General features: G+C 59.4%; 26 protein-coding genes and 1 pseudogene. 17 read left to right on the plus strand and 10 right to left on the minus strand.

What is annotated here, in order from left to right; translation table 11 throughout:
- Nucleotides 1-9: 9 nt before the first annotated feature.
- The 3 genes from CS390_RS11820 to CS390_RS11830 all read left to right on the plus strand — a co-directional run bounded on the left by CS390_RS11820 (nucleotide 10) and on the right by CS390_RS11830 (nucleotide 5,284).
- Complete coding sequence (locus CS390_RS11820) at nucleotides 10-3,096, plus strand: MexW/MexI family multidrug efflux RND transporter permease subunit (protein ID WP_099774552.1); 3,087 nt, start codon at nucleotides 10-12, stop codon at nucleotides 3,094-3,096.
- A gap of 4 nt (nucleotides 3,097-3,100) precedes the next feature.
- On the plus strand, nucleotides 3,101-4,540 hold the full coding sequence (locus tag CS390_RS11825) for an efflux transporter outer membrane subunit (protein WP_099774554.1): 1,440 nt from the start codon (nucleotides 3,101-3,103) through the stop codon (nucleotides 4,538-4,540).
- A 384-nt stretch (nucleotides 4,541-4,924) separates the two neighbouring features.
- Nucleotides 4,925-5,284, plus strand: coding sequence for a helix-turn-helix transcriptional regulator (locus CS390_RS11830; protein WP_065758978.1), 360 nt, complete (start codon nucleotides 4,925-4,927; stop codon nucleotides 5,282-5,284).
- Between the two features lie 30 nt (nucleotides 5,285-5,314).
- Here CS390_RS11830 and CS390_RS11835 read toward each other — a convergent pair whose 3' ends face one another.
- Nucleotides 5,315-5,506 (minus strand): hypothetical protein, encoded by a 192-nt coding sequence (locus CS390_RS11835; protein WP_177442403.1) that lies wholly within the window; start codon nucleotides 5,504-5,506, stop codon nucleotides 5,315-5,317.
- Between the two features lie 245 nt (nucleotides 5,507-5,751).
- A complete protein-coding gene (locus CS390_RS11840) occupies nucleotides 5,752-6,666 on the minus strand; it encodes a LysR family transcriptional regulator (protein WP_099774556.1) in 915 nt (304 codons plus the stop codon).
- Between the two features lie 193 nt (nucleotides 6,667-6,859).
- Here CS390_RS11840 and CS390_RS11845 point away from each other — a divergent pair, with 193 nt between their 5' ends.
- Complete coding sequence (locus CS390_RS11845; protein WP_099774558.1) at nucleotides 6,860-7,882, plus strand: zinc-dependent alcohol dehydrogenase family protein; 1,023 nt, start codon at nucleotides 6,860-6,862, stop codon at nucleotides 7,880-7,882.
- Nucleotides 7,883-7,940: 58 nt separating this feature from the next.
- Here CS390_RS11845 and CS390_RS11850 read toward each other — a convergent pair whose 3' ends face one another.
- Complete coding sequence (locus tag CS390_RS11850; RefSeq protein ID WP_099774560.1) at nucleotides 7,941-8,972, minus strand: hypothetical protein; 1,032 nt, start codon at nucleotides 8,970-8,972, stop codon at nucleotides 7,941-7,943.
- Between the two features lie 363 nt (nucleotides 8,973-9,335).
- On the opposite strand from CS390_RS11850, the gene CS390_RS11855 reads away from it, so the two are divergent.
- Together CS390_RS11855 and CS390_RS11860 are read left to right on the plus strand one after the other, a co-directional pair.
- Nucleotides 9,336-9,941: an OmpW family protein gene (locus CS390_RS11855; protein ID WP_099774562.1), complete on the plus strand. Its 606-nt coding sequence runs from the start codon at nucleotides 9,336-9,338 to the stop codon at nucleotides 9,939-9,941.
- A gap of 12 nt (nucleotides 9,942-9,953) precedes the next feature.
- Nucleotides 9,954-11,198 carry an SfnB family sulfur acquisition oxidoreductase gene (locus tag CS390_RS11860; protein ID WP_099774564.1) on the plus strand — a complete coding sequence of 415 codons (1,245 nt, stop codon included), beginning with the start codon at nucleotides 9,954-9,956 and terminating at the stop codon, nucleotides 11,196-11,198.
- Nucleotides 11,199-11,212: 14 nt separating this feature from the next.
- On the opposite strand, the gene CS390_RS11865 is transcribed toward CS390_RS11860, so the two are convergent.
- Complete coding sequence (locus CS390_RS11865) at nucleotides 11,213-11,893, minus strand: cupin domain-containing protein (protein ID WP_099774566.1); 681 nt, start codon at nucleotides 11,891-11,893, stop codon at nucleotides 11,213-11,215.
- A gap of 954 nt (nucleotides 11,894-12,847) precedes the next feature.
- Between CS390_RS11865 and CS390_RS25660 the strand changes: the two are divergent.
- Nucleotides 12,848-13,810: pseudogene (locus tag CS390_RS25660) on the plus strand (cache domain-containing protein); the annotation flags it as partial.
- Between the two features lie 90 nt (nucleotides 13,811-13,900).
- Nucleotides 13,901-14,665: a methyl-accepting chemotaxis protein gene (locus tag CS390_RS25665; protein WP_371917239.1), complete on the plus strand. Its 765-nt coding sequence runs from the start codon at nucleotides 13,901-13,903 to the stop codon at nucleotides 14,663-14,665.
- Between the two features lie 62 nt (nucleotides 14,666-14,727).
- Here CS390_RS25665 and CS390_RS11880 read toward each other — a convergent pair whose 3' ends face one another.
- Nucleotides 14,728-15,279, minus strand: a complete 552-nt coding sequence (locus tag CS390_RS11880) for a GNAT family N-acetyltransferase (protein WP_099774570.1) — start codon at nucleotides 15,277-15,279, stop codon at nucleotides 14,728-14,730.
- 178 nt (nucleotides 15,280-15,457) lie between these two features.
- On the opposite strand from CS390_RS11880, the gene CS390_RS11885 reads away from it, so the two are divergent.
- A complete protein-coding gene (locus CS390_RS11885; protein WP_065761494.1) occupies nucleotides 15,458-15,748 on the plus strand; it encodes a hypothetical protein in 291 nt (96 codons plus the stop codon).
- A gap of 125 nt (nucleotides 15,749-15,873) precedes the next feature.
- On the opposite strand, the gene CS390_RS11890 is transcribed toward CS390_RS11885, so the two are convergent.
- The gene (locus CS390_RS11890; protein WP_099774572.1) at nucleotides 15,874-17,226 is read right to left on the minus strand and encodes a D-serine ammonia-lyase; all 1,353 of its coding nucleotides are present in this window, start codon (nucleotides 17,224-17,226) and stop codon (nucleotides 15,874-15,876) included.
- Between the two features lie 189 nt (nucleotides 17,227-17,415).
- Nucleotides 17,416-17,868, minus strand: a complete 453-nt coding sequence (locus CS390_RS11895; protein WP_065761496.1) for an Lrp/AsnC family transcriptional regulator — start codon at nucleotides 17,866-17,868, stop codon at nucleotides 17,416-17,418.
- 188 nt (nucleotides 17,869-18,056) lie between these two features.
- On the opposite strand from CS390_RS11895, the gene CS390_RS11900 reads away from it, so the two are divergent.
- Genes CS390_RS11900 through CS390_RS11910 form a run of 3 tightly spaced genes read left to right on the plus strand, consistent with a single transcriptional unit; the run spans nucleotide 18,057 to nucleotide 20,059 of the window.
- Nucleotides 18,057-18,674 (plus strand): LysE family translocator, encoded by a 618-nt coding sequence (locus tag CS390_RS11900; RefSeq protein ID WP_099774574.1) that lies wholly within the window; start codon nucleotides 18,057-18,059, stop codon nucleotides 18,672-18,674.
- 25 nt (nucleotides 18,675-18,699) lie between these two features.
- The gene (gene panB, locus CS390_RS11905) at nucleotides 18,700-19,542 is read left to right on the plus strand and encodes a 3-methyl-2-oxobutanoate hydroxymethyltransferase (RefSeq protein WP_099774576.1); all 843 of its coding nucleotides are present in this window, start codon (nucleotides 18,700-18,702) and stop codon (nucleotides 19,540-19,542) included.
- A gap of 31 nt (nucleotides 19,543-19,573) precedes the next feature.
- Nucleotides 19,574-20,059 (plus strand): MaoC family dehydratase, encoded by a 486-nt coding sequence (locus CS390_RS11910; protein WP_099774578.1) that lies wholly within the window; start codon nucleotides 19,574-19,576, stop codon nucleotides 20,057-20,059.
- Nucleotides 20,060-20,115: 56 nt separating this feature from the next.
- Here CS390_RS11910 and CS390_RS11915 read toward each other — a convergent pair whose 3' ends face one another.
- Nucleotides 20,116-20,433: a DUF3077 domain-containing protein gene (locus tag CS390_RS11915; protein ID WP_099774580.1), complete on the minus strand. Its 318-nt coding sequence runs from the start codon at nucleotides 20,431-20,433 to the stop codon at nucleotides 20,116-20,118.
- 125 nt (nucleotides 20,434-20,558) lie between these two features.
- Between CS390_RS11915 and CS390_RS11920 the strand changes: the two genes are divergently transcribed.
- Nucleotides 20,559-21,266, plus strand: coding sequence for a hypothetical protein (locus CS390_RS11920; protein WP_218195300.1), 708 nt, complete (start codon nucleotides 20,559-20,561; stop codon nucleotides 21,264-21,266).
- Nucleotides 21,267-21,513: 247 nt separating this feature from the next.
- On the opposite strand, the gene CS390_RS11925 is transcribed toward CS390_RS11920, so the two are convergent.
- On the minus strand, nucleotides 21,514-22,284 hold the full coding sequence (locus CS390_RS11925; RefSeq protein WP_099774582.1) for a class II aldolase/adducin family protein: 771 nt from the start codon (nucleotides 22,282-22,284) through the stop codon (nucleotides 21,514-21,516).
- A gap of 17 nt (nucleotides 22,285-22,301) precedes the next feature.
- Nucleotides 22,302-23,141: a TauD/TfdA family dioxygenase gene (locus CS390_RS11930; protein WP_099774584.1), complete on the minus strand. Its 840-nt coding sequence runs from the start codon at nucleotides 23,139-23,141 to the stop codon at nucleotides 22,302-22,304.
- A 213-nt stretch (nucleotides 23,142-23,354) separates the two neighbouring features.
- Here CS390_RS11930 and CS390_RS11935 point away from each other — a divergent pair, with 213 nt between their 5' ends.
- From CS390_RS11935 to CS390_RS11950, 4 genes are all read left to right on the plus strand, one after another.
- Nucleotides 23,355-24,035: a TetR/AcrR family transcriptional regulator gene (locus CS390_RS11935; RefSeq protein WP_099774586.1), complete on the plus strand. Its 681-nt coding sequence runs from the start codon at nucleotides 23,355-23,357 to the stop codon at nucleotides 24,033-24,035.
- A 143-nt stretch (nucleotides 24,036-24,178) separates the two neighbouring features.
- A complete protein-coding gene (locus CS390_RS11940) occupies nucleotides 24,179-24,337 on the plus strand; it encodes a DUF2986 domain-containing protein (protein WP_099776657.1) in 159 nt (52 codons plus the stop codon).
- Between the two features lie 165 nt (nucleotides 24,338-24,502).
- Nucleotides 24,503-25,963 carry a DUF3300 domain-containing protein gene (locus CS390_RS11945; protein WP_099774588.1) on the plus strand — a complete coding sequence of 487 codons (1,461 nt, stop codon included), beginning with the start codon at nucleotides 24,503-24,505 and terminating at the stop codon, nucleotides 25,961-25,963.
- Between the two features lie 26 nt (nucleotides 25,964-25,989).
- On the plus strand, nucleotides 25,990-26,877 hold the full coding sequence (locus tag CS390_RS11950; protein WP_099774590.1) for a DUF2950 domain-containing protein: 888 nt from the start codon (nucleotides 25,990-25,992) through the stop codon (nucleotides 26,875-26,877).
- The last annotated feature ends 119 nt before the right edge of the window (nucleotides 26,878-26,996 follow it).

A 26,996-nucleotide genomic window follows, 5' to 3' on the forward strand; every position in this document is an offset into this window, starting at 1 on the left:
GGAGCGATCATGCATTTCACTGATATTTTCCTGCGCCGCCCGGTGCTGGCGCTGGTGGTCAGCACGTTGATCCTGCTGTTCGGGATCATGGCTTTCAGCAAGCTTCCGGTGCGTCAGTACCCGATGCTGGAAACCTCTACCATCACTATCACTACCCAGTACCCCGGCGCCTCGTCGGAGCTGATGCAAGGCTTCGTGACGCAACCGATCAGCCAGGCCGTGGCCTCGGTCGAAGGCATCGACTACCTGTCGTCCACCTCTACCCAGGGAAAGAGCCTGGTGACCGTGCGCATGCAGCTCAACAGCAACTCGATCAATGCTCTGACTGAGGTGATGGCCAAGGTCAACCAGATCCGTTACAAGCTGCCTGAAGAAGCTTATGACCCGGTGATCGAGCGCACCTCGGGCGGCTTCACCAGTGTCGCCTACGTGGCGTTTTCCAGCGAGCAGCTGTCGATGCCCGAAGTGGCCGACTACATCTCGCGAGTGGTCGAGCCGATGTTCTCGGGGATCGATGGTGTCGCCAAGATCAACGTGCTGGGCGGGCAGACCCTGTCCATGCGCCTGTGGCTTGACCCGGACTTGCTGGCCGGCTACGGCATCACGGGCCAGGACGTGGCGGATGCGATCAAGGAAAACAACTTCCAGGCCGCGCCCGGCCAGGTCAAGGGCCTGTATGTGGTCAGCAACCTGCGGGTCAACACCGACCTGAGCAGCGTCGACGACTTCAAGGACATGGTCCTGCGCAACGACAACGGCAACATCATCCGGGTGCGCGACGTCGGTACCGTGGAGCTGAACGCCGCGTCGTTCGACACCAGCGGTGCGATGAGCGCGGTCCCGGCGATGTTCCTGGGCCTCGACGCGGCTCCCACCGGCAACCCACTGACCATCGTCAACGCGGTCAAGGCACTGATCCCCGAAATCGAGAAGACCCTGCCGCCAGGCGTCAAGGTGCAGATCCCGTTCGAGGTGGCGCATTTCATCCAGTCCTCCATCGACGAGGTGACCCATACCCTGGTCGAGGCACTGGTGATCGTGGTCCTGGTCATCTACCTGTGCCTGGGCACCTTCCGCACCGTGCTGATTCCCCTGGTGACCATTCCGCTGTCGATGCTGGGTGCAGCGGTGCTGATGCAGATGTTCGGTTTCAGCCTGAATCTGCTGACCTTGCTGGCGATGGTGTTGGCGATCGGCTTGGTGGTGGATGACGCCATCGTGGTGGTGGAGAACGTTCACCGTCACATCGAAGAAGGCAAGACACCGTTCGAGGCGGCCTTGCTCGGCGCCCGTGAGGTGGCCGGCCCGGTGGTGGCGATGACCTTCACCTTGGCGGCGGTGTATGCGCCTATCGGTCTGATGGGGGGGCTGACCGGGACGCTGTTCAAGGAGTTCGCGCTGACCCTGGCCGGCTCGGTGGTGGTATCAGGCATCGTCGCCCTCACGCTGTCGCCGATCATGAGCACCCGCCTGCTCGATGCCAAGTCGAGCGAAGGCTACATGGCGCGCAGGGCCGAGGCTTTCTTCAGTTGGCTGGCCGAGCGTTATGGCAAGTTGCTGGGCATGTCGTTGTCCATGCGCTGGATCAGCCTGGCCATCGCCCTGATGATCTTCTTCAGCCTGCCAGTGCTGTACAAGTCGGCGCAGAGCGAACTGGCCCCGCTGGAAGATCAGAACATCCTGCTGACCGCGATCAAGGCGCCGCAGCATGCCAACATCAATTATGTCGAGGCGTTTTCCCAGAAGCTCCACGAGGTGTTCCAGGAATTCCCTGAAGGCTACAGTGACTGGGTGGCCAACGGTACCGACGGCTTGTCCAATAGTGTCGGCGGCATCAACCTGGTGGATTGGGACAAGCGCGAGCGCAGTGCCAATCAGATCCAGCCACTGCTACAGCAACGGGTGAGCCAGATCGAAGGCACCAGCATCTTCGTCTTCCAGATGCCGCCGCTGCCAGGTTCCACAGGTGGCCTGCCGGTACAGATGGTGGTGCGCAGCGACCAGGACTACCAAGCACTGTTCGACGTAATGGACAAGCTCAAGGCCAGTGCTCGCAGTAGCGGCCTGTTCGCGGTGGTCGACAGCGACCTTGATTTCAACAACCCGGTGGTCGAGGTTCAGGTCGACAGGGCCAAGGCCAATGCCATGGGTATCCGCATGAGCGACATCGGCAGGACGCTCAACAGCCTGATCGGCGAGAAGTACGTCAACCGGTTCGCCTATCATGGCCGTTCCTACGATGTGATTCCCCAGTCGGTGCCCCAGGACCGCCTGACCCCCGAGGCGCTCAATCGCTACTACGTCAAGGACCAGCACGGCAACCTGGTGCCGCTGTCGACCCTGGCTACCATCCAGGTCAAAGTCGAGCCGAACCTGCGTCCGCAGTTCAACCAGCAGAATGCCGCGACCTTCCAGGCCATCCCGATGCCAGGCGTGACCCTGGGCGACGCCGTGGCCTTCCTGAGCGAGCAGGCCAGGCAGTTCCCGGCTGGCTACACCTACGACTGGCAGTCCGATACCCGGCAATATGTGCAGGAGGGCAACACCTTGGTGCTGACCTTCGCCTTCGCCCTGGTCATCATCTACCTGGTGCTGGCAGTCCAGTACGAAAGCTTCATCGACCCGTTCATCATCCTGATCAGTGTGCCATTGTCGATCTGCGGGGCGCTGCTGCCGCTGGCGCTGGGCTACACCTCGCTGAACATCTACACGCAGATCGGCCTGATCACGCTCATAGGGCTGATCAGCAAGCACGGCATCCTAATGGTAGCGTTCGCTAACGAACTGCAGATGCAGCACGGCATGGGCAAGCTGGAGGCGATCCGGCATGCGGCCGAGGTGCGCCTGCGGCCAATCCTGATGACCACTGCGGCCATGGTGGTGGGGCTCGCACCGTTGATCTTCGCCACCGGCGCGGGTGCCAACAGCCGCTTCGGCTTGGGCCTTGTGATTGTCGTCGGCATGTTGATCGGCACCTTGTTCACGCTGTTCATCCTGCCGACGGTCTACAGCCTGTTGAGCACTGGCAGGCAGCCAAAGGTGCTGCCCGTCGCGGAGCACGACGGCCAGGTCATCGATGCCGCGGCGCGGGGATAATCCAATGTTGAAAATGACACGATGTGCACGGCCGCTGTCGCTGGCGGCCCTGGTGGTAATGGGTGGTTGCGTGAACTACGCCGGCATCGACCATCGTCAGACCCTGCTGACCCCCGAGGGAGCGCCTTCGGCGTCCCTGGCCGACGCGCGGCTGCCAGCCGCGCCCTGGCCGACCGACAATTGGTGGCAGCAGTATGCCGATGCCCAGCTCGACCGTCTGGTGGCCAAGGCCTGGGCGAGCAACCCCGGATTGCAGGAAGTGCGGGCGAGGGCGGACAAGGCCAACGCCTATCAGGAATACTACGACGCCGACTGTGCTCCACAGGTCGATGCCGCAGGTGGTGTTTCCCGCTCGCGGCTGTCGCGCAGCGAGGACTTCGCCGGACAGGGCAATCGCTATGTCAGTGTGCGCAGCCTGGGCGTGACCTTCGACTACGACCTTGACTTGTGGGGCGGCAAGCGCAGTGCCTGGGAGGCTTCGGTCAACCAGGCCCGGGCCGCGGAGGTCGAGCTGCAGTCGGCGCGCTTGCTGCTGGCCGCCAACGTGGTCAAGGCCTACAACCAACTGACCTATGCCTGGGACGTGGTCGACCTGAGTGAGCGTGATCTCAAGCGTTTGCGCAACCTGCAGAGCCTGACCGGTGACCGCTTCCATAACGGTTTGGACAACAAGTCCCAGCTGCAGCGGGTCGATGGCCTGGTGGCGCGCGCCGAGGCGAGCCTGCTGGGGGCGCGCAGCGATGTGGAAATTGCCCGCCTGCAGCTATCGGCCCTGCTCGGCGCGGGCGTTGACGGTGCCCGCGACATCGTCCGGCCCAAGCCGCTGAAAAGCACCGAGGCGGCGCTGCCGGAGAGCCTGCATGCCGAACTGCTTGGGCGGCGTCCAGACATCGTCGCGGCCCGCTGGCGGGTTGAGGCCGAGTCTCGCACGGTGGCCTCGGTGAAGACCCGTTTCTATCCCAACATCAACCTGCGTGCCGCAGGCGGTATCCATGCCATGTCTGGCGACAGTTTCAACGACACCGTCAGCCGGTTCTGGAACATCACGCCAACCGTGACCGTGCCGTTGTTCGATGCCGGTCGCCTGCGTGCCGACCTCAAACAGAGCAACGCCGACCTGGACCTGGCGATCGCCCGCTACAACGCCACGTTGAACACGGCGTTGCACCAGGTCGCGACGTCGGTGACCGAACTGCAGGCCGTCAACCGGCAGATCGGCCTGCAGCGTACTGCGCGAGATACGGCCCAGTCGTCCTTCGACCTGGCTGTAGAGCGGTTTGAAGTCGGGGAAAACAACTTCCTCGATTCGCTCAATATCGAGGAGCAATTGATTGAGGACGAACTGCGTCTTGCCCTGTTGAGCAGCAAGCAGATTGACTTGGCAGTGGGCCTGGTGACGGCACTGGGCGGTGGTTACCAGCCCGAGTCAGTGAACGTTCAGTAGATGCCCGTCTTCCGGCGCCAGGGTTGCATTCTGGCGCCGGCTTTACACCTTGAAACAATCCCTTCATCCGCTCGCATGGTTTTCAACCCTTTGTTTTGCAAGGCACAATGGGTTGCGCCTCAAGGGCCTCCGGTAGCACGTTTGCCGTGTCTGGTTCACGGAGCGCTGCAAAACTGGTGTATAGTCCTATATTGCTCGTACTAACAAACAGTCGCGATTCCAGATGCAGGCAGCCATAGGCTGACGGCCCGAGGTCAATGGGAGGTTGCTTTCCCCCAAGGGCGCGACATGGAATCGTACCTGTTCAATACGAGGAAACCGCTGTGCCGACGCGCTTCCATGCTTCAGTACGCGGTGATCCTTGTAAGGTTATTGAGGTATCGCATGTACACTGCCAACCACCCCAGCATTGAACAGATCCGCCTGGAAAACGTCCTGACAGCACTTGGCAATCCGTTGCGCCTGACCGTGCTGAAGGTACTTTCCGATGGTGAGGAACACCCTTGTGGGCGCATTCTCAAGGGGGCATCGAAATCGACCATGACCCACCATTGGCGTGTCCTGCGTGACAGCGGTGTGATCTGGCAACGCCCTTATGGTCGCGAGAACCTGCTGTCGATTCGCCGCGAAGACCTGGAGAGCCGTTTCCCCGGGCTGTTGAGCTCTCTGCTCGAAGCCGTTGCGAATGACCCGCAGACCGTGCAGGTCATTCGCGACAACGAAGCACGTTTGGAGGAAGGCTGAGTCGCCTTCCTTCCTGGGCGCGCCCCTGGCTCAGATCGCCAGCTTGAGCGGTGTGCCAGCAGGCCCATGCAAGACTGGCCTAGTGACTGGGTAGAGGATGCTGTGGCTGCCCGCGCCGCGGATTTCGTTGATCCGGCAGTCGAAGCCCACCATTGCCTCGTCCATCGTTGGTGCGTCACTGCGGCCGGTGGACCACTTGGTGGCGAGGAAACGCTGTTTCATATCTAGGTGTTTATTGGCGAAAATTCCCGACAGGTGCTGATGGTCGAGACGGCGCTGCCGAGTCGGGCCATGGCATTCATGGCGTTTCATCAACCAGCGAAGGCAGCCAGGCGATCGTGCAGTGGTTGCTGGAGCAGCCGATACTGGCTGGTCTCATGGCGCGGCAGAAGAGCCAGCATGGTTAACTTGAACGGGCGGATGCAGGGCCGACCTATGAATAAGGCCCCACAGGTTTGTCGCAAGCGTCAAAGGCTATCCGGATCCCCAAAGAACATCTGAATCCGCGAACGCAGCCAGCGTTCACCCGGGTCGTTGTCCTGAGCGCCGCGCCAGGCCATGTGCAGCTCAAAGCTGCGGACGTCGATCGGCAGTTCTTCGGCGCGCAAGCCGCCTGCAGCGGTCAGCACTTCGGCGGTGTAGTCGGGCACGATGGCCAGGATGTCGGTGCCGGTCAGCAGGCTACCCAGGCCATTGAACTGTGGCACGGCCAGTACGACATGGCGCTTGCGGTCGAGTTTGGCGAGTTCTTCGTCGATAAAGCCACTCAGGTCACCAGCGAACGACACCAGTGCATGGGGGCGGCAGCAGAAGTCGTCCAGGCTGAGGCTGCCCGGCATGCTGTCGGCCCGCAGCAGCTTGGGTTTGCTGCGCCGCAGTACCTTGCGCTTGGCATTTGCCGGCAGGTCACTGGTGTAACTTACACCCACCGAGATCTCGCCCGAGGCGAGCAAGGCCGGCATCAGAATGTAGTTCACCCGCCGCACGACCAGCACGATACCCGGTGCTTCGGCGCGAATGCGTTTGAGCAGTTGCGGCAGCAGGGCAAACTCGGCGTCGTCGGAGAGGCCGATGCGAAAGACCGCCGTGCTGGTGGCGGGGTCAAAGTCGGCCGCACGGCTGACGGCGGTGGAGATGGAGTCCAGCGCGGGGGAGAGCAGGGCGAAGATCTCTACCGCACGTGCCGATGGCTCCATGCTGCGGCCGGTGCGAACGAACAGCGGGTCGTCGAACAGCGTGCGCAGGCGCGACAGTGCGGCACTGATGGCCGGCTGGCCGAGGAACAGTTTCTCCGCTGCACGGGTCACGCTGCGTTCATGCATCAGGGTTTCGAAGACGATCAGCAGGTTCAGGTCGACGCGGCGCAGGTCGTTACGGTTCATCGCTTTGCTTCACTGGATGGGGCAGGGGTGAATCTTAAGGGGAAAGGCTGCTACCCTGCACCGAATAAATTGAACGTATGCCAGTACCTTCAATCAATGACAGGCATGTCGACTATTAATAGCCACGGATGGCCTAACCAGGAAAGCCCCGATAGAGTTCAGGGTATTAGCGATTCACTTGGCGAGGTTTGCGATGTCCCGCATGATCCGTTTCCACAAGTTCGGTCCGGCCGAGGTGCTCAAATGCGAAGAGCAGGCAGCGCCGACCCCGGCTGCCGGCGAGGTGCAGATTCGCGTCCAGGCGATCGGCGTCAGTTGGTACGACGTGCTCTGGCGGCAGAACCTCGCCTCGTCTCAGGTTCGCCTGCCGGCCGGCATCGGGCATGAGATGGCGGGCGTGGTCATGGCCGTGGGTGAGGGTGTCGATGACCTCGCCGTTGGTGACAAGGTCGCCAGCTTTCCGGCCAGCAGCGCCAATACGCACCCGGTGTACGGTGAAGTCATTGTGTTGCCGCGAGATGCCTTGACGCGCTACCCCGATGTCCTCAGCCCTGTCGAGGCCAGTGTTCATTACACGCCCTTGCTGATTGCCTATTTTGCCTATGTCGACCTGGCCAGGGCCAAGGCCGGGCAGACGGCGCTGGTGACCGATGCCAGCCACTGTGCCGGGCCTGCCTTCGTGCAACTGGGCAAGGCGCTGGGCATTCGGGTCATCGCTGCCACCAAGCAAGCGAGTGAGCGTGACTACCTGCTTGGTTTGGGTGCCGAGAAGGTGATCGTCACTGAAGAGCAGGACCTGCTCATGCAGATCAACAAGTACACCGAAAACCGTGGCGTTGACATGGTGCTCGATGGGCTGGGCGGGCCGCAGATGTCGTTGCTGGGCGATGTCCTCGCACCGCGTGGCAGCCTGGTGCTGTACGGCTTGCAGGGCGGTAACCAGACGCCGTTCCCGGCGTGTGCGGCCTTCCAGAAGAACATTCAGTTTTTCGTTCACTGCATTGGCAACTTCACCGGCAAGCCGGAGCTGGGCATTGTTCAGGACCATGTGGCATTGCAGCGTGCACTGCGTGACATCAACCAGTTCACCGCCGACCACTTGCTGACACCCCAGATCAGCAAGGTCTATCCGTTCGAGGCGTTTGTCGCCGCGCATCGGCATATGGATGAGTGCCCGTGTGGCGGGCGGATTGTGCTGGAGCTTGCTCCTCACTGACGACTGAGCCTGTTGAGCCGCAGTGCCTGTATCGTTTGATTTAATGACAGGCTAGGCCTTACGGTTGCGGTTCGTAAGGCCCTGGCGGGGCATCGGTAGCGCGAACGCTGCTTTCGATCTGCTCTGCCAGGTAATACACCCCGGCCATGACTCCCGAGGCTCGGTTTTCCAGCAGTGTTGCCCATTCTTCGTCCAGGGCGACGTTCAATATGACCCTGAGCTGCTCGACCATTTCAGGCCGCTCACTGTCATGCATCAGCGCACCAACGCCCGTCACTACCAGTGAAATCATCATTCCGGCAACCCGGCCAACGGCGGCCGCCGTTGCGCTCGCCGCACCGCGCACGGGCAGGGTGGACTCCAGTTTTTCGCTGGTGCGTTGTGCAACCGAGGACAACACCGCATCTGCCTGGTCTGCGCCACCTGCGCCCGTCGCGGTGCGCACCTGCGTTACCAGTGCCGCATACGCCGGCAGTTTGCTGACAGGGTTGGTGTAGACCAACTGGTAAAGCGATGCATTGAGGGCAGGGGGTGGCCCCAGGCTGATCGCAGGGATACGGCTGAGCCGCAGGTTGAATTGGTCGGGCGGTAAACGATAGCGCTGCACGATACCCTGAAGTTGCGGACCGAGCAGTTGGGCGTACAGCGCGATGGCTTGTTGCATGACCGCATCGGGATCAATCTCCTTGGCGACCGGCTCCAATACCCGTTCGTGATATTGCTCTTGAAGGTATGCGGCCAGGCGCTTTTCGCCGGGTTCAGTGTCATTGCCGGCGTTCATTTTGTACCAGGCAACCTTGATGGTCAGCCATTGCTGGGTCCAGTAGCTGGTGAACCAGGGAATGAAGTCGGCTTCGGTCTGCTGGTAGACGCGGTCCCGCCAGGCTTTCATCGAGCGGCGTGCGTAGTCTTTGACCGACTCTGTGACTGCCTGCGAAGCACTGACAATTTCCCAGTCCACCTGCTGCCAGGTGGATTCAGGTATCACCACGGGCGCTTGCGTTTCGGGTGCCGGCGCTTTTGAGGCGCAGCCAGGGATTCCCGCCAGCAGTGCAATGATCAAGGTCACGGTCAGGGCGCGTCGATTCAAGACCGCGGTCCCCCAGAAGAGGTTCGAGAATGGGTGGGTTCTGCTATGCCTGAACCCCCGCCCGTACGCTACTTGTTAAGTATAGGTGGCGAACCGTTCGTTCAGCGCCCGTGCGGTACAGCGCCTTCTAATGTGCGCAAGCTGCTGTCCAGTAGCTAACAGCGTTGCATGAGGGCTGTTGCGCGAACAACAGTAGCGGTGTTCTTCCTGAAAAAATATTCAATAAAAACAATTGGATACGATTGGCACAAAAGCTGCTGATAGTCCTGCAGCCTGTCCGCCGGACATACCGAAACAGTGCCTTAGCCGGTGCGGTGTTTAGCCCGCACCCAGGTCCAATCGAAATCGACAAGGAAGAACCGCATGTCAATACACTGGCTTCGCTATGCCGCCCTGGGGGGGCTGCTGCTGGCGGCGAATGGCCTCGCTCTGGCGGCAGACAGCCCTTGGCAAGTGCGCCTGGGCGTCAGCAATATCGTCCCAACCTCCGACTCTGGCAGCATTCAGCCTGGCACGGTCGATATCGACAGTGATGCCGGCCCGACCTTCAACCTGGCGTACTTCCTGACACCAAACCTTGCCATCGACGTACTGGGCGGCTTGCCGTTCAAACACGACATCAAACTGAACGGCAGCAAGGTTGGCAGCACCAAGCAATTGCCGCCGATTGTCTCGCTGCAGTGGCATTTCGCCCCCGACGCCCGTGTGCGGCCCTTTGTCGGTGTCGGCCTGAATTACACCTATTTCTACGACGAGCATCTGGATAACGGCGCCAAGCTGGAGCTTTCCGACTCTTGGGGAGCCGCCTTCCAGGCGGGGCTCGATATTGCCATTGATGACCACTGGAGCCTCGGCGGCGATGTGCGCTACGCGAAAATCGACAGCACCGTGAAGATCGACGGCCAGAAGGTCGGCAGCGTCGATGTCGACCCGACGGTGTACAGCCTCAATCTTGCCTATCGTTTTTGAAGGAAACTCGCCATGACTGAATTGAACACCCCATTGGCCGAGCAGGCCGACGCCTTTATCCAAACCGAATCAAGCACGCCGGCACAGCGCCTGACCAGTGAAGCGCAGGCCATTGAAACGGCCCGGCGCCTGGCCAGCGAGTTTGCCCGTGAGGCCGTTGCGCGTGATCGCGAGCGGCGTCTGCCGGTTGCCGAACTCGACGCATACTCCCAGAGCGGGCTATGGAGCATCGTGGTACCCAAGGCGTACGGTGGGCTGGGCGCCGGTTACCGAACGGTCGGTGAAGTCTTTAAGCAGATCTCGTCGGCGGACGGCTCACTGGGCCAACTGGCGCAGAACCACTTCGTTATCCTGGCCCACATCGCCTTTGACGCCAGTGAGCAGCAGAAGCGCTTTTTCTTCGACCTGGCACTGTCAGGCGCACGCTTTGGCAATGCCTTCTCCGAGCGTGGCAGCAAGCACGTAGCAGACTTCCAGACCCGTATCAGCGCTGAAGGCGACGATTTTGTGGTGAGCGGCCAGAAGTTTTTTTCCACGGGGGCGCTGTTGGCGCACTGGGTGCCGATTGTCGCGGTTACCGAGGAAGGCTTGCCGCACCTGGCCGTGGTGCCACGCAATGCACCGGGGCTGAAGGTGGTGAACGACTGGTCCAGTTTCGGTCAGCGCACCACCGCCAGCGGTACGGTGCTGATCGATCAGGTAAGGGTACCTGCCGCGCAGGTGGTGCCGATCTGGAAGGCGTTCGACCGTCCGACCGCAGGCGGTGCCATTTCTCAGTTCATCCAGGCTGCCATCGATGCAGGCCTTGCCCGCGGCGCGTTCAACGATACCCTGGACTATGTGCGCCGGCATACCCGTCCATGGATCGACTCGGGGTTGGAGAAAGCCACGGATGATCCGTACATCATTCAGCAGGTGGGCGATTTGCAGATTCGCTTGCGTGCCGCTGATGCGGTATTGGACCTGGCGGCTGATGCGATTGACCATGCACTGCGCGAGCCGACAGAAGACAACGTGGCGCTGGCCTCGCTGCTCACCGCCGAAGCCAAGGTGCTGACCACCGAAGTGGCAATCCTGGCCAGCAACCGCCTGTTTGAATTGGCGGGTACCCGGTCGACCCTTGAGGAATACGGGCTTGACCGTCATTGGCGCAACGCCCGTGTGCATACGCTGCACGACCCGGTACGCTGGAAGTACCACATCGTTGGCAACTATGCGCTCAATGGCGTCAAGCCACCTCGCCACCCCTGGAGCTGATCGGCGTGTGCTGGCTAGGCACTGTGTGGTGTAGTAATGCGACGTAAATGTCCTGTTTTTATCCAAACGCTGGCGCCATCAGCGCCCGCTGTGGCGACCAAATGGTCGCCTTTGGGCAGGCGCATCCACGACAGGGCTGTAAGCAGGTCGCCATCAACCTCCACCTCACCGGCCAGCACCAGCATTTCGGCGCCATCCGGGCATGCCATCTCGATGTGCGTGCCTTGCACCCACACTTCCAGGCGTACCGTTTCGTGATTGTCCTGGAACAATGGGATAACGCCTATACCCGGGCGTTGGGCATCCGGTGTCAGTGTTGCGTGGTTCATGTCGATCACGCAGTGATGACGGTCTGCCGGATCGAACTGCCAGAGTTTGACGAAGATGATGCAACCATCGCTGGAGCCGGGTGTGTGCCGCGAGGTTGGAGGATTGCGCACATAGGTGCCGGCAGGGTAGTCGCCATGCTCATCCTGGAACACACCCTCCAGTACGATGAACTCCTCGCCGCCGTCATGGGTGTGAGGGCTGAACTGGCTGTCAGGCGCATAGCGCACGATGGAGGTGGCGCGTGCAACTTCGTTACCGATGCGGTCGAGCATTCGTCGCTGCACGCCCTGCATAGGGGAGTCTACCCAGGGCATGTGTGCTGCGTGCAGCACGATACGCTGGTCGAAGTCGGCGTTGATTTCCATGCAGGGAGTTCTCGTTTTGGCGGCGGTTCGGGTTACCTGTCACCCGTTAGTGTTGTTCCAACGCAGCGGCCGCGCAAGGCGTTAGTACTTGCCGCTGGGTAGCGGGCTCTTTAAATAAAAAACCCTTGCTTTCTGGCAAGGGCTTTTCCACGTCTGAGGGTGGTTATGATTCGACAGTTTCGAGGGTGTTCTTGATGTGCTGAAACAGCGTGTCCTGGCACGTCCGGTATTGGCGTTCTAGTTCATCAAGCTCTTGCATTCTAGAAAGCCAAACCTCGTCGGATACAGTACTTAGATGTTCCACGGTGTTTTGCCAAGTAGCTTTGGCGCAGTCGGTGGCATTCAGCAAGGCTAGGAAGTGTGCGTCTACAGGCAGTGCTTGCGCAGAGTGTTTCCGTGACAACATTAAAAAACCCGGTAATCCATTGATTTAGTGTGGTTAATGTTAACCCTCTGTGAGCAAAAAATCGTGCGGTATACGACGAATGGATAGTGGGCTATCAATCTGTGCGCGGTGTTGTCAGAGGTTTTCCCTGGCCTGTCACAAGGCTTAAACATGGCGTCGGCAAAATGACGTCAAAATGCTTACGTGGCGATATTAAAGTGATATTATCCTGCGCTGGCGATGTGCAGGTCTGAGCTGTGAGGGTGTGCGTATCGGCCCAGGAGCAGATTATTTATAAGCGTATTCACGGATGGCATCGTAAAAAGAACCCTCGGGTTTGTAACTTTCACATACCGCATTCATAACCGCTCAACTTATTCAGGGTTTGCCGTGTGCCTGGCGATTTAACGTCATGAACGCTGCGACGCAGTACCACTCGCCTGAAAATCATCGGATATAAAGTTTTTGCCAGCGCGTTTAACACGTCGTGGCCGCCAAGGATTATGTGCATGTTCAATCAGCTAAAATTCAGCCAGAAAATTCTGCTCGCTGCCGCTGTGGTAGTGGTGATGATTTTCTCCTTATCCAGCCTCTATAGTTACTCGTTGCAGCGCGATGCGGTCAGCAAGAGCCTGGAGAACTATCTCAACGATGTTGGCGGCGCCACTGCCAAGGGCATCCAGAGCTGGCTGGCAGGGCGCATTTTGCTGGTGGAAAACACCGCCCAGTCGATTGTCCGTAACCCGGCACCTGAGGAGGTCGTTGGCCTGCTGGAACAAAAAACGCTGCTGTCGAACTTTGTGTTCACCTACCTGGGTAGTGTTGACGGCCGTTTTACCATGCGCCCGGACAGCAAGATGCCTGATGGCTATGACCCGCGCACACGACCTTGGTACCTGGCCGCCAAGGCGGCTGGAGGCACCATCCTGACCGAGCCCTATGTCGACGTGGTCACCGGCGGGCTGACCGTAGCCATCGCAACGCCTGCAGGCAGCGCGGGCGTGCTGAGCAGCGATCTGAACCTCAACGTGCTGAATGACACCATCAATTCGCTGAACTTCAATGGCTTGGGTTACGCGTTCCTCGTGAGCAGTGATGGCCGGATTCTGGTTCACCCAGACAAGAGCCTGGTCATGAAGAACCTGAAGGATGTGTACCCTCACAATACGCCACGTATCGGCGACAACTTCAGCGAGGCGAGCAACCAGAACGGTACGCGCATTCTCAGTTTTGCCCATATCGACGGCCTGCCTTCGGCTGACTGGTACATCGTACTGTCCGTTGATAAAGCCAAGGCCTACTCGCTGCTCAGCGAGTACCGCACGTCAGCGATCATCACCACGCTGGTCGCGGTCGCTGTGATCATGCTGTTGCTCGGCGTCCTGATCCACGTGCTGATGCGCCCGCTGAACGCCATGGGTGTTGCCATGCGTGACACTGCCAAGGGCGAAGGGGACCTGACCAAGCGCCTGACGGTACATACTCAGGACGAATTTGGTGAGCTGGCCACGGCCTTTAACCAGTTTGTCGAGCGCATTCATGCCTCTATCCGCGAAGTGTCGTCGTCGGCTTTCCATCTGAGCGATGTGGCGACCCAAGTGGTCACGGCTTCCAATTCGTCGATGCTCAATTCCGACGAACAAGCCAGCCGTACCAATAGCGTGGCTGCGGCCATCAATGAACTGGGTGCTGCTGCCCAGGAAATCGCACGCAATGCGGCAGAGGCTGCACACCAGGCCAGCGATGCGCGGGCGCGGGCGGAAGAAGGCCAGAGCATTGTGGACGCCACCATCAAGACGATGAACCAGCTGTCCGCCAGGATCAGTGACTCGTGTGGCAACATCGAGGCGCTGAACGGCAAGACGGTCGACATCGGGCAGATTCTTGAGGTCATCCAGAGTATTTCCGACCAGACCAACCTGCTGGCACTCAACGCCGCCATTGAGGCAGCGCGTGCCGGTGAAGCCGGGCGCGGCTTCGCTGTGGTCGCCGATGAAGTGCGCAACCTTGCCCATCGCACACGAAGCTCGGCGCAGGAAATCCAGCACATGATCGAGGAGTTGCAGGTTGGTTCCAAGCAGTCGGTAGAAACGATGGTAGAAAGCCAACGCGACAGCGAAAGTAGCGTCTTGATCGCCAACCAGGCCGGCTCCAGCCTTGGGGTTGTCACCGAACGTATTGGTGAAATCGACAATATGAACCAGTCCGTGGCCACGGCGACAGAAGAGCAGACGTCGGTGATCGAGGCGCTCAACCTGGACATCAACGAGATCAATACCCTCAACCAGGACGGTGTCGAGAACCTGCAAGCGACCTTGCGCGCCTGCAACGATCTGGAGCGCGAAGCCAACCGCCTCAAGCATCTGGTCGGAACCTTCCGCATCTGATTGCGGCCAGCCGCTGCGCCAAGTGGGCCAAGGCGCAGTGTTGGACGGGTAGGGGCTTGCCCTTACCCGTCCTGGTGCTGGCGTGCGCCGTGCCGCAAACTCATCCAGTTCTCACGACTCAAGCGGTACATGCGCACTAGCCGGCCATGAAACTCGCGTAACTCGAATGTCGTAAAGCCGGTTTTTTCAGCCACCCTCAACGAGGCGATGTGCTCCGGTTCGATGACTACAACGACAGACGCCAGTTGTTTTCGAGCAAAAACGTCATCAACAACAGCGTTGCTCGCTTCGCAGGCAAGCCCTTGGTTCCAGTACCTTCTGGCCAGGCGATACCCCAGATTGGCCTCTTCTGCGCCATCAATCACTTCTGGCCCAACGCCACAAAATCCGACGAGGTCATTCGTGGCTTTTTCGACCAAGGCCCATGGGCCTATGCCGAGCGAGGCGTAGCAGGCCTGGCACCATTCAATAAAACGCCGGGTGGCCTGCTCGTTACATACCCCGCGCACCGAATACCTCATCACCTCAGGGTCGCTCAGCATTGCTGCCAGCGCGGGTAGATCGTGCTGTGATAGATGCCGCCCAATCAGCCTCGGCGTTTCAAATACATGCACTCATCTCTCCTTGTGCCTGCCCTTAAGTTAATCGGCGCGCGGGTGCGCGTCGTCCTTGCATGCAGCGTCAGTCGTCAATACGGTAACATCCTGGCCGCCGCTAGGTAGATCAAGCAACAACCGTGTACCTCTCTGGAAAATAGCGAGTAGCGCCCATGCACCTGCCGAGTGTGAACTGATGACCGCCTTGACTGCCCGAGAGGTGTACCAATGCTTGCGAGACGCCGCCTTGGGCATTCGACCCTTGCAGCGCCTTGACCAGCCGTCTGGGCATGGCCTGTTGGAGGTTGCCATTGAAGGGTGGCAACTGACGCTCGACTTCAGCGGCAACAGCCTGCACCACTGCCTGCGTGGTCAGAGCCCGGATGGTCGTGTAGGGGCCTGCGACAGTTGGCAACGTACCGACCCGGTCAGTTTGCTCAGTACCTGGGAACTGGCCCAGGTTGAGCGGTTGCTGAAGGGCGCCTGAGTCAAGGCTGCACGGGTTCGTCGGCACACTGCTTGAGCTAGTCAATCAGCACCTGTACACGCTGGGGCATGGCTTCGCGGTTGGGGTAGACGAATAACCTGTGGCCACGGCGCTGCGATCAAGGGCTAGTGTCCAGCCAGTAGTGTACGGCCCCGGCTCAGGTAGGCGTCCATTTCTTCGTCCGGGACCATGCTGCCGCCGGTGCCCCACATGATGTGCGTCGCCTTGGCCATACGTGGGTCATCCAGCCCCAGGCGTGCCCTGTAGCCTTGTTGCTCCTGCAACACCCGCAGGAAACCGGGCAGCCCGGCCAGTGCCGAGGGCTCCAGCTTCAGGCCTTCGGTAGCCTCCATCAGGGCCAGCAGGCGGTAGAGTTCGTCATCGGTGACGGTGTAGTAACCGTCGATCAAGCGCTGCATGGCGCGCCCGACAAAGCCTGATGGCCTGGCCACTGCCAGGCCATCGGCGGCGGTGCGGTTGTCGATGCCGACGTCGTAGACGCTGACCGCATCGTGCAACCCGGTGTAAACCCCCAGCAGCATGCAGGGCGAGTGCGTCGGTTCAGCAAACACGCAGTGCACCGCATCACCGAAAACCTGCTTGAGACCGAACGCCACTCCGCCAGGGCCACCACCGACACCGCAAGGCAGGTAGACAAACAGTGGGTGCGCCTGATCTACCGTGATGCCTGCGGCGTCAAGCTGGCGTTGCAGCCGGCGTGCGGCCACGGCGTAGCCGAGGAACAGGTTCAGAGAATTTTCGTCGTCGACAAAATGGCATTTTGCGTCCATCTCGGCCTGTTTGCGGCCTTGCTCCACCGCCACACTGTAGTCGGAGGCGTATTCGATCACCTCGACCCCGCAAGCGCGCAGCCGGTCTTTCTTCCATTGCCGGGCATCGGCGGACATATGCACGGTGGCCTTGAACCCCAGGCGTGCGCTCATGATGCCAATCGACAAGCCCAGGTTGCCGGTGGAGCCGACCGCGATACTGTACTGGGCAAAAAAGGCCCGGGCTTCATCGCTGTCCAGTGTGCTGTAGCTGTCGCCGGGTTGAAGCAAGCCGCCGGCCAAGGCCAGGTCCTCAGCGTGCTTGAGTACTTCATAGATACCGCCCCGGGCCTTGATCGAGCCAGAGATCGGCAGCAGGTTATCGGCCTTCAGCCATAGTCGGCCTTGCATCGGCAGCTGTTGCTCCGCGCACAAAGCAGCCTGGAGCTGGGCCAGCGGCAGCAGCGGCGATTCGATGATGCCGTCACTGGCCTGTGTCTCGGGGAAGGCTGATTGGATAAATGCCGCAAAGCGTTCAAGCCGGGAGGCGGCGTCGCCGACATCGGCGACGTTCAGCGGCACATCACCCAGCGCCTGTGCTGTCGGTGCCAGCGCCGGATTGAACCAGGTGGTTGGTTCAAGACGGATCAATTCGGCGAGCAAAGGATGGTTTTCGCACCCGTTGTCGATCATTTCATTGACGGTCATGTTCTGCCCTTTGTTCTCGTCAGTGCATGAGGTTGTGTAGATCGCAGTTGCAGCGATTAAGCCTCGGACGCTGGGGCTTTACAACGGATGGATGTTCAACGGATGGCTGATCTGTGGTCACCTGTGCAGGTTCGGCAGAGCACGTCGGGCATGGCTTCGAGCCGGTGCCTGTCTGCCAGGCTTGCGCCATCACAAAGGAAGAAGCCTGTTCTGGATGACTTGCTTCATTACCAGGGTGGAGGTCAGCCGCTGCACATTGGGCAGTGTCGAAAGGCTTTCATCGTAGAGCCGCTGGAAGGCCGGCAGGTCCTGAGTGATGACCTGAAGCAGGTAGTCCGGCTCGCCAAACAGTCGCTGAGCGTCGACCACCTGGGGAATGTCAATCAGCGCCGTCTCGAACGCCTCGACGGCGCGCCTGTCGCCCTCTCGGAGCGTTACAAACACCATGGCAGAAAAATTCAGGCCCAGTGCGCCGGGATTCAGCTGTGCGCGATAACCCAGCAACACGCCAGACTCTTCCAGTGCCCGTACACGCCGATGGCACGGGGAAAGGCTCAGGCCCACGCGCTCGGCCAGTTCGGTGACCGATAGACGACCATCTTTTTGAAGCTCAGCAAGAATCTTCCGATCAGTTCTGTCCATGTAGAAGAATCTCCCGGTTAGCGGCACGTACATGATGATATTCGAAAGAAAATTCTAGCAAGATTTCACTAATCTTCCTCGCACCCTTAACGGCTGCACTTTTCTGGCGACCAGATGAGGGCGGCGTTTGATTCACGGAGTGAGGCGATGCAGATGATGATGAGTAAGCAGCAGGGGCGGGTGGCCCGATGACGTTCAGTGTGGTCGTTGCATTCTGGGCTGTGTCGATTCTGTTCATTATCACGCCCGGCGCGGATTGGGCGTATGCGATTTCGGCGGGCCTGAAGGGGCGTGTCGTCATACCTGCGGTGGCCGGGCTGCTGTCTGGCCACTTGATTGCAACCGTGATTGTGGCAGGCGGTGTCGGCACGCTGGTTGCCAGCCACCCGGTAGCCCTGTCGGCACTGACCGTTGCCGGGAGCGCTTATCTGCTTTGGTTGGGCATCAATATGCTTGCCCATCCGGCTACACCGCACGCTGATGCCCGTCAGGCATCGGGCTCCTGGTCGCGCTGGGCAATCAAGGGGCTTTGCGTGAGCGGGCTGAACCCGAAAGTGTTCCTGCTGTTCCTGGCACTCTTGCCTCAATTCACGGATGTCACCGCGCCATGGCCCGTTCCCATGCAGATCATTGCGCTGGGGCTCATACACGCCTTGAGTTGCGGTGTGATCTATCTGCTGGTCGGGTTTGGTTCACAAGCCGTTCTTCGGGCGCGCCCGGCTGCAGCGCACCTCATCAGCCGGCTCTCTGGTGCAACCATGATCATCATCGCGGTAGTGCTGCTCGCCGGGCAGCTGTCCGGTTAATTCTATTTCAGCGAGGCGACACCCGATGAGCGACCAGCCTTCACCTTATGGCAGTGCCCCTCGTGCCCAACAGGCGACCCGCGTCAGAATTTCACACCTGAAACAGATGAAAGTTGACGGCCAGAAGTGGGCGATGCTCACTGCGTATGACATGTACAGCGCCGCTATCTTTGAAGAGGCCGGGATACCTGTCCTTCTGGTGGGGGATTCTGCCGGGAACAATGTCTATGGCAATGAGAACACCCTATCGGTAACCGTTGATGAACTTATCCCGCTGGTACGCGCGGTAACTCGCTCGACACAGCGAGCACTAGTGATTGCGGATCTGCCTTTTGGTGCTTACCAGGCTTCGGTGGAGCAGTGCTTTAACACTGCGGTCAGGTTCATGAAGGAAGCCGGTGCGCACGCTGTCAAACTCGAGGGCGGTATCGAGGTGCTGCCGCAGGTTGAGAAGCTTGCCAGCTCGGGTATCCCCGTCATGGCGCATATCGGTTTTACTCCACAACTGGAACATCAATTAGGTGGATACCGCGTACAGGGTCGTGGCGAAGATGCACAGCGACTGATCGACAGTGCCAAAGCCTTTGAAGCCGTGGGCGCGTTCGCTATCTTGATCGAGATGGTGCCGGGGGACGTGGGTGGCGCGATCACTGCAGCTGTTTCGATTCCTACTGTCGGGATCGGCGCGGGTAACCAATGCGATGCCCAAGTGCTGGTCTGGCAAGACATGGCCGGGCTGCGCACGGGGCGGCTGCCGCGGTTCGTCAAGCAGTACGCCGATCTACGTTCGATCCTTCACACCGCGGCAAGGGACTTTGCAGGTGAGGTAGAGGCAGGAACATTTCCCGGCCCCGAGCATACGTTTTAACCGCCGACTATCAGTAGCCAAGGAACCCCACATGAAAAGCCCGAGAGAACGTGCTGCTGAAGGTCTTCAGGTCGGCGACTGCTTTACAGTATCCCGCTGTTTCTCAGAGGACGATGTTCGTCAGTTCGCACAGATATCTCGGGACTACAATCCGGTTCACTGCGATGCCTGCTATGCCGAACTGCGCAGGTTCAAGGCGCCCATTTCCCACGGTCTTCTGACGGCCAGCCTGCTCACTGAAATCGGCGGGCAGATTGGTTGGCTGGCGACAGGGATGCAATTCGAGTTCAAACGCCCGGTTTACCCAGGCGAACAGATCACGTGCCATTGGCGCATCACTGACATCAACGAGCGGGGGCAGGCAAAGGCCGAGGTGATAATACTCAACGCAGAAGGCGTCACGGTGCTGGAGGCTTTGACCTCGGGTGTGCTGCCGGGCGTACAGGAGCGTGAACGCCTCAAACAGATGCTTTGTGAGGGGGACCCCACCAACGGTGCCGCCACGTCTGTGAGTTGATTGGCGGCCATGAACACCAAGCGGGCAGGGCGCTATGCCACTACCCGCATACACCGCTAGCGTGCTTCCGGCCTTGACCGGTCGGCCTCCATGCCTCCGAGTAACGCCTGCGCCAGCCCTTGAGCCATATCAACGGCCGTGCGCGTGGACCAGAGCAGATGACGGGTTTCGCTGTCGACCACCTGACAGGCCTGTTCGTTGGTGGCGTAGGCGGAGCGTAGCAGGATGGTGAGGTGGATCAGCACGTCTTCGACGTTGAGCCCGGCGCGAACACTGAACAGCGGATCGTGACTGTCTTCGCAGGAACCGAACGTGGCGCAGGCGGTGGTTTTCAGGATGTTGGTGTGCGGGGGATCGGGGACTATCTTGGTCATGGTGATGCTCCTGGAAAATCTGACCGCTGACCTCTTGCGCTAGGTGGACGGTCTCGCTGAGACCCTGTTCAATCATGTTAAGGCTCAATAATGTCAATGGGCCGCTATGCCAAAAGGACGAGGTCATGCTTCTGCAAACCCGCAATTTTATTCTTGAAGCACTTGGCGACCTGGCCATTGGAGATTACAACGCACGCCCCTTCGACTGCGCTTTCGAGTTGCTCGCGGCACCACCAAGCCGCAAGCGTCTGATCATGGTCGGCTTTAACGGCTCTCTTGCCGATGCCGTCCACACCAACGCCGGTTCAATAGGTGCAGGTTACGATCAGCCTGAATTTTCCAATGTTGCCTATGGCCTTGATGGCGGTTGGGGGCCGAAAACCCTGGCTCGGCGCCTGACAGAGTTACCCACCGCACTGGGTTTTGAGTGGCGCGATACCATTTACACCAATGCACTGTTGATGTGCTCCAAAGATGCCGCATCGATACAAAAAGTTGCGCTAGGATCCTCTGCTGCGAGCCTGGAGTCACTGACACGCAAATCAATGCAGTTTTTCCAACGGGTGACGATGTCGCTCGCTGAACCAGAACTGATCATCGCGTACAGCAATGGGTTGGGGAGCCCGTCCGCCGCGAGGATCATGTGGGAGGCATTCGGCAACGGTGAGGCATTGGACCATGTCGATTCGTCTTCCTACCGTGCGACGTACGGGTTCACCGCTACCATCGCAGGGCGGAGGGTACCGGTTGTGGGAATACGGCATATGTCCAGGTTTGTACCAAGCGTTGAGAACATAAAGCTGGCCTGGACAAGGCAACGAGAGCGGGCTTGAAAAGCTGAGTGGCCAGTTAAAGCAAGACAACCAGCCACTCAGCCAGCGCCTCAAGCAATGGTGGAGGTCGAGCTTTTACTCGCGTAAATCTGAAAGAAAGACGTTTCAGTAGGGGGCTCACCACTCAGGCGGGTTTGTTGGTGGTCCAGACACAACAACTCTGCTCCGCGCGTTCGGGGCGTGATGCGTCTGGAGGTTTCGGTCAGTCGTACGCTCTGACAGCCGTTCCGACCTGGCTGAGAGAGGCTTACTCAAGAACGCCTGGATCGCGCCGGATTTCCTCGCGTGCCATGGCCTCCCACAGGAACGGGAAGCCGTTCGTATCGGTGCGCGTTCCGGTTGCGAGAGCGACACTAGCGGGCAATGGTGAGCCGCCACCTAGCGTTTCGACATGCCAGGCCAGACGGCTGCGCCACTCCAATGTGATAGCGCGCAAGTGCGCCTGGCGAATGCCATTGGCCACCACCAGTACGCCGTGGTTTGCGAGCAGCGCCCATTTTTGCGTCCCCAGTGCGTCGACGACAGCTCGGCCCAATGCAGTGTCTTCCACCGTGCCTCGATACTCGTCATAGAGTACCGGGTCAGTGTCAACCAACGCGGATGTCTGGTCGTAAATCGGCGGAATTCGTCCGGCCGCCGACCACACCGATCCCCATCGCGGATGGTTATGGATCACCACGCCCACATCATGACGGGCTACGTGCACATCCATATGCAGATTGATGGCCGGCGTGATGTTCCATTCCCCCTCGATCACCTTGCCTTCCTGATCGAGGCGCACGATATCCGAGGCGGTCACTTCTCCCCAGGTGAGTTCCCAAGGGTTGGCCAGGTAAGTGCCATCGTCCTGGCGAACGGTGATGTGACCGGCGATGTGGTCGTTATAGCCTTCGCGAGATAACACCCGGCAAAGTAGCGCCACGCTCTGGCGCGGAGTCAATTCAGGCAGCAGCGCATAGCGACCTGGCCTGGGTATGTAACGGGTCAGCAAATCGTAGTTCAGTTCATCCTTCAGCATGGCTGTTTCCTTGAGAGTTACGCGTGGAAAGGCCCGCGAGCGAATACCGAGGTACGCTGCATGCGCCGTTGATGCGGTTGATAGTCCAGGATGGCGTTGTGGAGCACGCTGCGGTTGTCCCAGAGCACCATGTCACCCACTCGCCAGCGATGGCGGAAGCCGAACTTAACGTGTTGGCAATGTGCATTCAGGTAGGCAAGGATCGCATCGCTTTCCTGGGTGGCCAGGCCGTCGATATGGGTGGTGTAGGTCGGGCTCAGATACAACGCCTTGCGACCTGATACCGGGTGCTGAATAACCAGCGGATGCAGGTGTCGACGGTTCATGTTGATGACCTCGACATAGCGATCATGCGTGACAACGTTCTGGCGCAATGCGGCCGTCATTGGCCCGTTCATGTCGTGCCAGGCGCCAAGGCCTTCAAGGTAACGCTTCATGCGCTCGGACAACTCGTCGTAAGCCGTGGTCATGCTGATCCAGCAGGTGTCGCCGCCACACGGCGGCAAGATCTGAGCGTGTGTCATGGTGACGATAGGTGGGCTTGGCAGAAAGCTCTCATCGTGGTGCCACATATCGGCGCGGTCGCCCAGCTTGGAGTCGATCACGGTGATCTGTTCAAAACCTTCGCCCAGGTTGGGATAGAAGGTGTGAACTTCAGGCTCACCGAAGTACCGTGCCATTGCCAAATGTTGCTCGGGCCTTAGCCCAGGGACGTGCAGCACTATGGCTTCATGTTTTACAAGTAGCGCCTCAAGCGCCGCCAGCGTTTCCGGCAAAACGATTGAAGCGGGATCTAGATCAAGCACCTCGGCACCCAGGTTTGGGCCAAGAGGCTGGACGCTGAACGATGAAGACATAGGCAATCTCCCGGTAGGGTTGGAATATCCGATCTTATGGGCCGTATCACGCTGCGTTTAGACGTTGTCTGATCGACGAAAATGATCATACTCACGTCGCCAACGTTGAGATATTCGCATTCCGGAAGCCCTGGAATTTGAAGTTAAGTGATTGATTTAAATGGATAAATATATAAATCGTGGTGCGGCGATAAACGCAGCACTCGGGTTTTCATGAGCAAGAGAGGCGATGAAACCACGATGGCCCCAACGTCTAAGCCGGAGCAGCTTCCTGCGTTACGCAAGCGTCCGACTCAATCACGCTCTCGCGCACTGGTCGATGCTGTGGAGCAGGCGTGCCTGCAGATTCTGGATGAAGCAGGCGAGGCAGCGCTGACCGTCGCGCGCATCGCGGAAATATCAGGGGTCGCAGTTGGGTCGATCTACCAGTATTTCCCCAACAAGGACGCGATCGTCGCCTTGCTGTACGAGCGAGTACTCGATGAGGAATCCGAGGCATTATTGAGGCTGCGCGAAAGGTTGGTTGGCGTGCCCTTGAAGTCGGCGCTGCGGGTAATTCTGGCCAATATCATTCGGGTCGAAACACGTCTGTTCAAATTGAACCAGGCGTTTCACTTGCGTTATCACTCGGCCTTGCACCTGGGAATGTGGCGCGGCCCTTATCACACGGCGGGAGAGTTCATCGAAGCGACATGGCTGCCGCTCCTGCACCTTTACCAGGATGAGATCGCTACCGAGCACCCTGCTTTGGCGGCTTACTTGCTCGGGCAGGGACTGCGCAGCGTCATCCGGTCCGTACTGGAGGACATGCCGAACCAGCTCGAATCCCCGGCGTTACTCGATAGCCTGGTGGCCATGGCGCTCGGTTGCCTGCGCCCCTCAACATTCGACTAATACGCCGTCACGCAGTCAGTGTTGGCTAACGCGGCACTCAGGCTGATCGAGTCGTTACGCATGAACAAGGGATGTTATCAGGGCTTCGGGTTGAATATTCCAAGCTGATATCATTCGCCAAATTGAATGCTGAGCAGACACAAATGAACCGTCGTAAAAAAATAAACCAGTTGTTAAAGGCTCATGCCAAAAAGGCGAGTGCCAAACTGGCACCGAAGAACAAGCCTAAATATGTGAGCAAGGCTGATCGATTGAAGCTGGAGCTGGCTGCTGAGTCCGACCAAGACTCAATTAGACCGTAAGCGTCTGCCCCCCCATGCGTTGCAGTGAATGAGTGGCCAACGCTATACGTTTGCTACCATTAACGAACGGCATCGAGATGGAGGTCTGCAGCGTGCAGAGTCGGCCTTCGCCTCCCTGGCATTGACCCACTTGTTGCAAGCCTGCCTGACCACATTGGAGGTGCAATGCGCATTCCATTGTTTTACGCGGTGTCCGCTGCACTCTTCTTGACCGGGTTTTCCTGCTTGGCGCAACCACTGGATGCGACCGAGAGCGCAAACACTGCCGATACAGCGGCTGTCACGGCGGCGGCCAAAGATGCCGTGTTTACCCAGGAACAGCTGGATCAAATGCTCGCGCCCATTGCGCTTTACCCGGACCCGCTGCTGGCACAGGTGCTGATGGCCACCACGTACCCCGGGGAGGTCGCCGAAGCGGTAACCTGGTCCAAAGCACACCCGGACGCCAAGGGTGATGATGCGGTCAAGCAAGTGGCGAACCAGCCGTGGGACCCTAGCGTGCAGGCTCTGGTCGCGTTCCCGCAGGTTCTGGCAACGCTGGGCCAAGATCCCGTCTGGGTACAGCGCCTGGGCGATGCCTTCCTGGCGCAACCCGACGATGTCATGGGCGGCGTGCAACGCTTGCGTCATCAGGCGCAAGCAGCAGGCAACCTTCAGAGCAACCAATATCAGAATGTGACGGTTCAGGCTGCTACGGCCCCGGCCCCCACGAATGCGACCTCCGCCCCCGCTAGCAGTACCTCGACCATCATCATCCAGCCTTCCGATCCGCAGGTGGTGTACGTACCCAGTTATAACCCGACAACCACCTATGGCACCTGGGCCTATCCCGCGTCACCTCCGGTGTACTACCCACCGCCGCCTGCCTATTACCCCGGCTCGGCATTGCTGGCTGGGCTGGCATTTGGTACCGGTGTGGCGATTATCGGCTCGCTGTGGGGCGATTGTGACTGGGGTAATAACGACATTGATATCGACGTCAATCGCTACAACACCATCAATCGAAACAACCAAATCACTCAAAATCAGAACAAGTGGCAGCACAACGCCGTTCATCGCGATGGCGTTCCCTACCGAGACAGCAGGAGCCGCGAACAGTACGGCCGGCAACTGAACGGTGCCAATCAGCGTGAGGCCTATCGTGGTGACAATGCACAGCGAGCCCAGGCCCGTGAGAAGGCCCGGGGTTCCATGGACAAGTACGGTATGGAACGACCGGCCACCAGCAACCGCGAAGCCCGTGATCGCGCGAATGCAGCTCAGCCCGGCGCCTCGGACAACAATCGGTTGCAAGCAGGTAACGACAGGCTGAAGTCGTCTGACAGGGGCCAAGGTACAGCCAGAAACACTCGGGAGAGTCAGCCACCCAGGAATGCCACCCAGGAACGTGGCCAGGGCGAGTTGCAGGCACGCCAGGCTGCGCAAAAACGGCCATCCGCCAGCACCGGCAGTGCCCGCAACAATGTATTTGCCGGAGCTCGCTCGCCGTCCCAGGCTGACGCACAAGCCAGTCGCGGTCGTACCAGCCAGGTATCCGCCCAGCGCCCCAGTGCCTCGCGATCAGCCGGCAACCCGATCAGTCGGCCGTCCAATCCACCTGCGCGTCAAAGGGGAGGGCGACGTTGAAAAACATTCCTCGAGTAACGGCACTCATGGGCCTGTGCCCTCATGCCTTGGTGATAACCGCCAGCGTGGCATGTTCGTGCATTGCCGCCGCACAGCAGGCATTTTCAACGCCTGAAAAGGCCGCTCAAGCGTTCGTCGAAGCCGTGGGGACGCAGCACGCCGATCAGGTACGTCTAACCGAGTTGCTCGGTGAGGAATGGCGCAGTTTCATTCCGCGCGAAGGTGTTCAACGCGGTGATGTGGATGCGTTTTTGCAGCAATACCATGAACAACACCGCATTGAAAAAACTGGCGATAACAAGGCGCTTCTTTCAGTGGGCAGTGACCACTGGACACTGCCCATACCCCTGATAAAAGGCCAGGATGGTTGGCGTTTCGACATCAAGGCCGGTAGTGCCGAAATCCGTGCACGTCGAATTGGCCGCAACGAACTCGCTGCGCTGCAATCGGTGCTGACCTATCACGACGCCCAGATGGACTATGCATCAGTCGACCGTGATGGTGACGGCGCACTCGAATATGCGCAGAAAATCTTCAGCACTCCCGGCAAGCATGATGGCCTCTACTGGGCGGACGACGACAGCGGTCAGATCAGCCCGTTGGGGCCGCTGTTCGGCAAAACCATTGCCGGTGAAGACTGGCATGGTTACCGCTTTAGGATTCTGGATGGCCAAGGTCCTTCGGCACCTGGCGGCGCCTACAGCTACCTCATCGGTGACAAAATGAGCCGTGGCTTCGCACTGATCGCCTGGCCGGCGAAGTATGCTGACACCGGGGTGATGAGTTTCATGATCAGTCATGAAGGGCAGGTGTTCGAGAAAGACCTGGGGCCTGCTGGTGACAAATTGGCACAGTCGATGAAGCGCTTTGATCCAGATGACAGTTGGAAGGAGGTCACTGTTGATCACGACTAGCACCTGGGGCGGCGGTCAGTAGAAGCGCCTGGCTTTTTATCTGTCGTGCTGATCGTTGTACTTGCGACTGGTACTCTGTGTCGTCTGCCTGCGCGCTGAACTGTCTACCGAGGCCTTGC

The sequence above is a fragment of the Pseudomonas sp. HLS-6 genome, from assembly GCF_002753995.1.
Classification (GTDB): Bacteria; Pseudomonadota; Gammaproteobacteria; order Pseudomonadales; family Pseudomonadaceae; genus Aquipseudomonas; species Aquipseudomonas defluvii.

What these genes read in the sequence shown, in the direction of transcription:
- CS390_RS11950 (WP_099774590.1), top strand. Translation starts at nt 25,990, where the DNA reads ATGGGCCTGTGCCCTCATGCCTTGGTGATAACCGCCAGCGTGGCATGT.
- CS390_RS11910 (WP_099774578.1), top strand. Translation starts at nt 19,574, where the DNA reads ATGAAAAGCCCGAGAGAACGTGCTGCTGAAGGTCTTCAGGTCGGCGAC.
- CS390_RS11820 (WP_099774552.1), top strand. Translation starts at nt 10, where the DNA reads ATGCATTTCACTGATATTTTCCTGCGCCGCCCGGTGCTGGCGCTGGTG.
- CS390_RS11830 (WP_065758978.1), top strand. Translation starts at nt 4,925, where the DNA reads ATGTACACTGCCAACCACCCCAGCATTGAACAGATCCGCCTGGAAAAC.
- CS390_RS11925 (WP_099774582.1), bottom strand. Translation starts at nt 22,284, where the DNA reads ATGCTGAAGGATGAACTGAACTACGATTTGCTGACCCGTTACATACCC.
- CS390_RS11860 (WP_099774564.1), top strand. Translation starts at nt 9,954, where the DNA reads ATGACTGAATTGAACACCCCATTGGCCGAGCAGGCCGACGCCTTTATC.
- CS390_RS11840 (WP_099774556.1), bottom strand. Translation starts at nt 6,666, where the DNA reads ATGAACCGTAACGACCTGCGCCGCGTCGACCTGAACCTGCTGATCGTC.
- CS390_RS11895 (WP_065761496.1), bottom strand. Translation starts at nt 17,868, where the DNA reads ATGGACAGAACTGATCGGAAGATTCTTGCTGAGCTTCAAAAAGATGGT.
- CS390_RS11900 (WP_099774574.1), top strand. Translation starts at nt 18,057, where the DNA reads ATGACGTTCAGTGTGGTCGTTGCATTCTGGGCTGTGTCGATTCTGTTC.
- CS390_RS11930 (WP_099774584.1), bottom strand. Translation starts at nt 23,141, where the DNA reads ATGTCTTCATCGTTCAGCGTCCAGCCTCTTGGCCCAAACCTGGGTGCC.
- CS390_RS25665 (WP_371917239.1), top strand. Translation starts at nt 13,901, where the DNA reads ATGCTCAATTCCGACGAACAAGCCAGCCGTACCAATAGCGTGGCTGCG.
- panB (WP_099774576.1), top strand. Translation starts at nt 18,700, where the DNA reads ATGAGCGACCAGCCTTCACCTTATGGCAGTGCCCCTCGTGCCCAACAG.
- CS390_RS11845 (WP_099774558.1), top strand. Translation starts at nt 6,860, where the DNA reads ATGTCCCGCATGATCCGTTTCCACAAGTTCGGTCCGGCCGAGGTGCTC.
- CS390_RS11825 (WP_099774554.1), top strand. Translation starts at nt 3,101, where the DNA reads ATGTTGAAAATGACACGATGTGCACGGCCGCTGTCGCTGGCGGCCCTG.
- CS390_RS11890 (WP_099774572.1), bottom strand. Translation starts at nt 17,226, where the DNA reads ATGACCGTCAATGAAATGATCGACAACGGGTGCGAAAACCATCCTTTG.
- CS390_RS11855 (WP_099774562.1), top strand. Translation starts at nt 9,336, where the DNA reads ATGTCAATACACTGGCTTCGCTATGCCGCCCTGGGGGGGCTGCTGCTG.
- CS390_RS11885 (WP_065761494.1), top strand. Translation starts at nt 15,458, where the DNA reads ATGACCGCCTTGACTGCCCGAGAGGTGTACCAATGCTTGCGAGACGCC.
- CS390_RS11940 (WP_099776657.1), top strand. Translation starts at nt 24,179, where the DNA reads ATGAACCGTCGTAAAAAAATAAACCAGTTGTTAAAGGCTCATGCCAAA.
- CS390_RS11915 (WP_099774580.1), bottom strand. Translation starts at nt 20,433, where the DNA reads ATGACCAAGATAGTCCCCGATCCCCCGCACACCAACATCCTGAAAACC.
- CS390_RS11945 (WP_099774588.1), top strand. Translation starts at nt 24,503, where the DNA reads ATGCGCATTCCATTGTTTTACGCGGTGTCCGCTGCACTCTTCTTGACC.
- CS390_RS11835 (WP_177442403.1), bottom strand. Translation starts at nt 5,506, where the DNA reads ATGAAACAGCGTTTCCTCGCCACCAAGTGGTCCACCGGCCGCAGTGAC.
- CS390_RS11865 (WP_099774566.1), bottom strand. Translation starts at nt 11,893, where the DNA reads ATGGAAATCAACGCCGACTTCGACCAGCGTATCGTGCTGCACGCAGCA.
- CS390_RS11920 (WP_218195300.1), top strand. Translation starts at nt 20,559, where the DNA reads ATGCTTCTGCAAACCCGCAATTTTATTCTTGAAGCACTTGGCGACCTG.
- CS390_RS11935 (WP_099774586.1), top strand. Translation starts at nt 23,355, where the DNA reads ATGAGCAAGAGAGGCGATGAAACCACGATGGCCCCAACGTCTAAGCCG.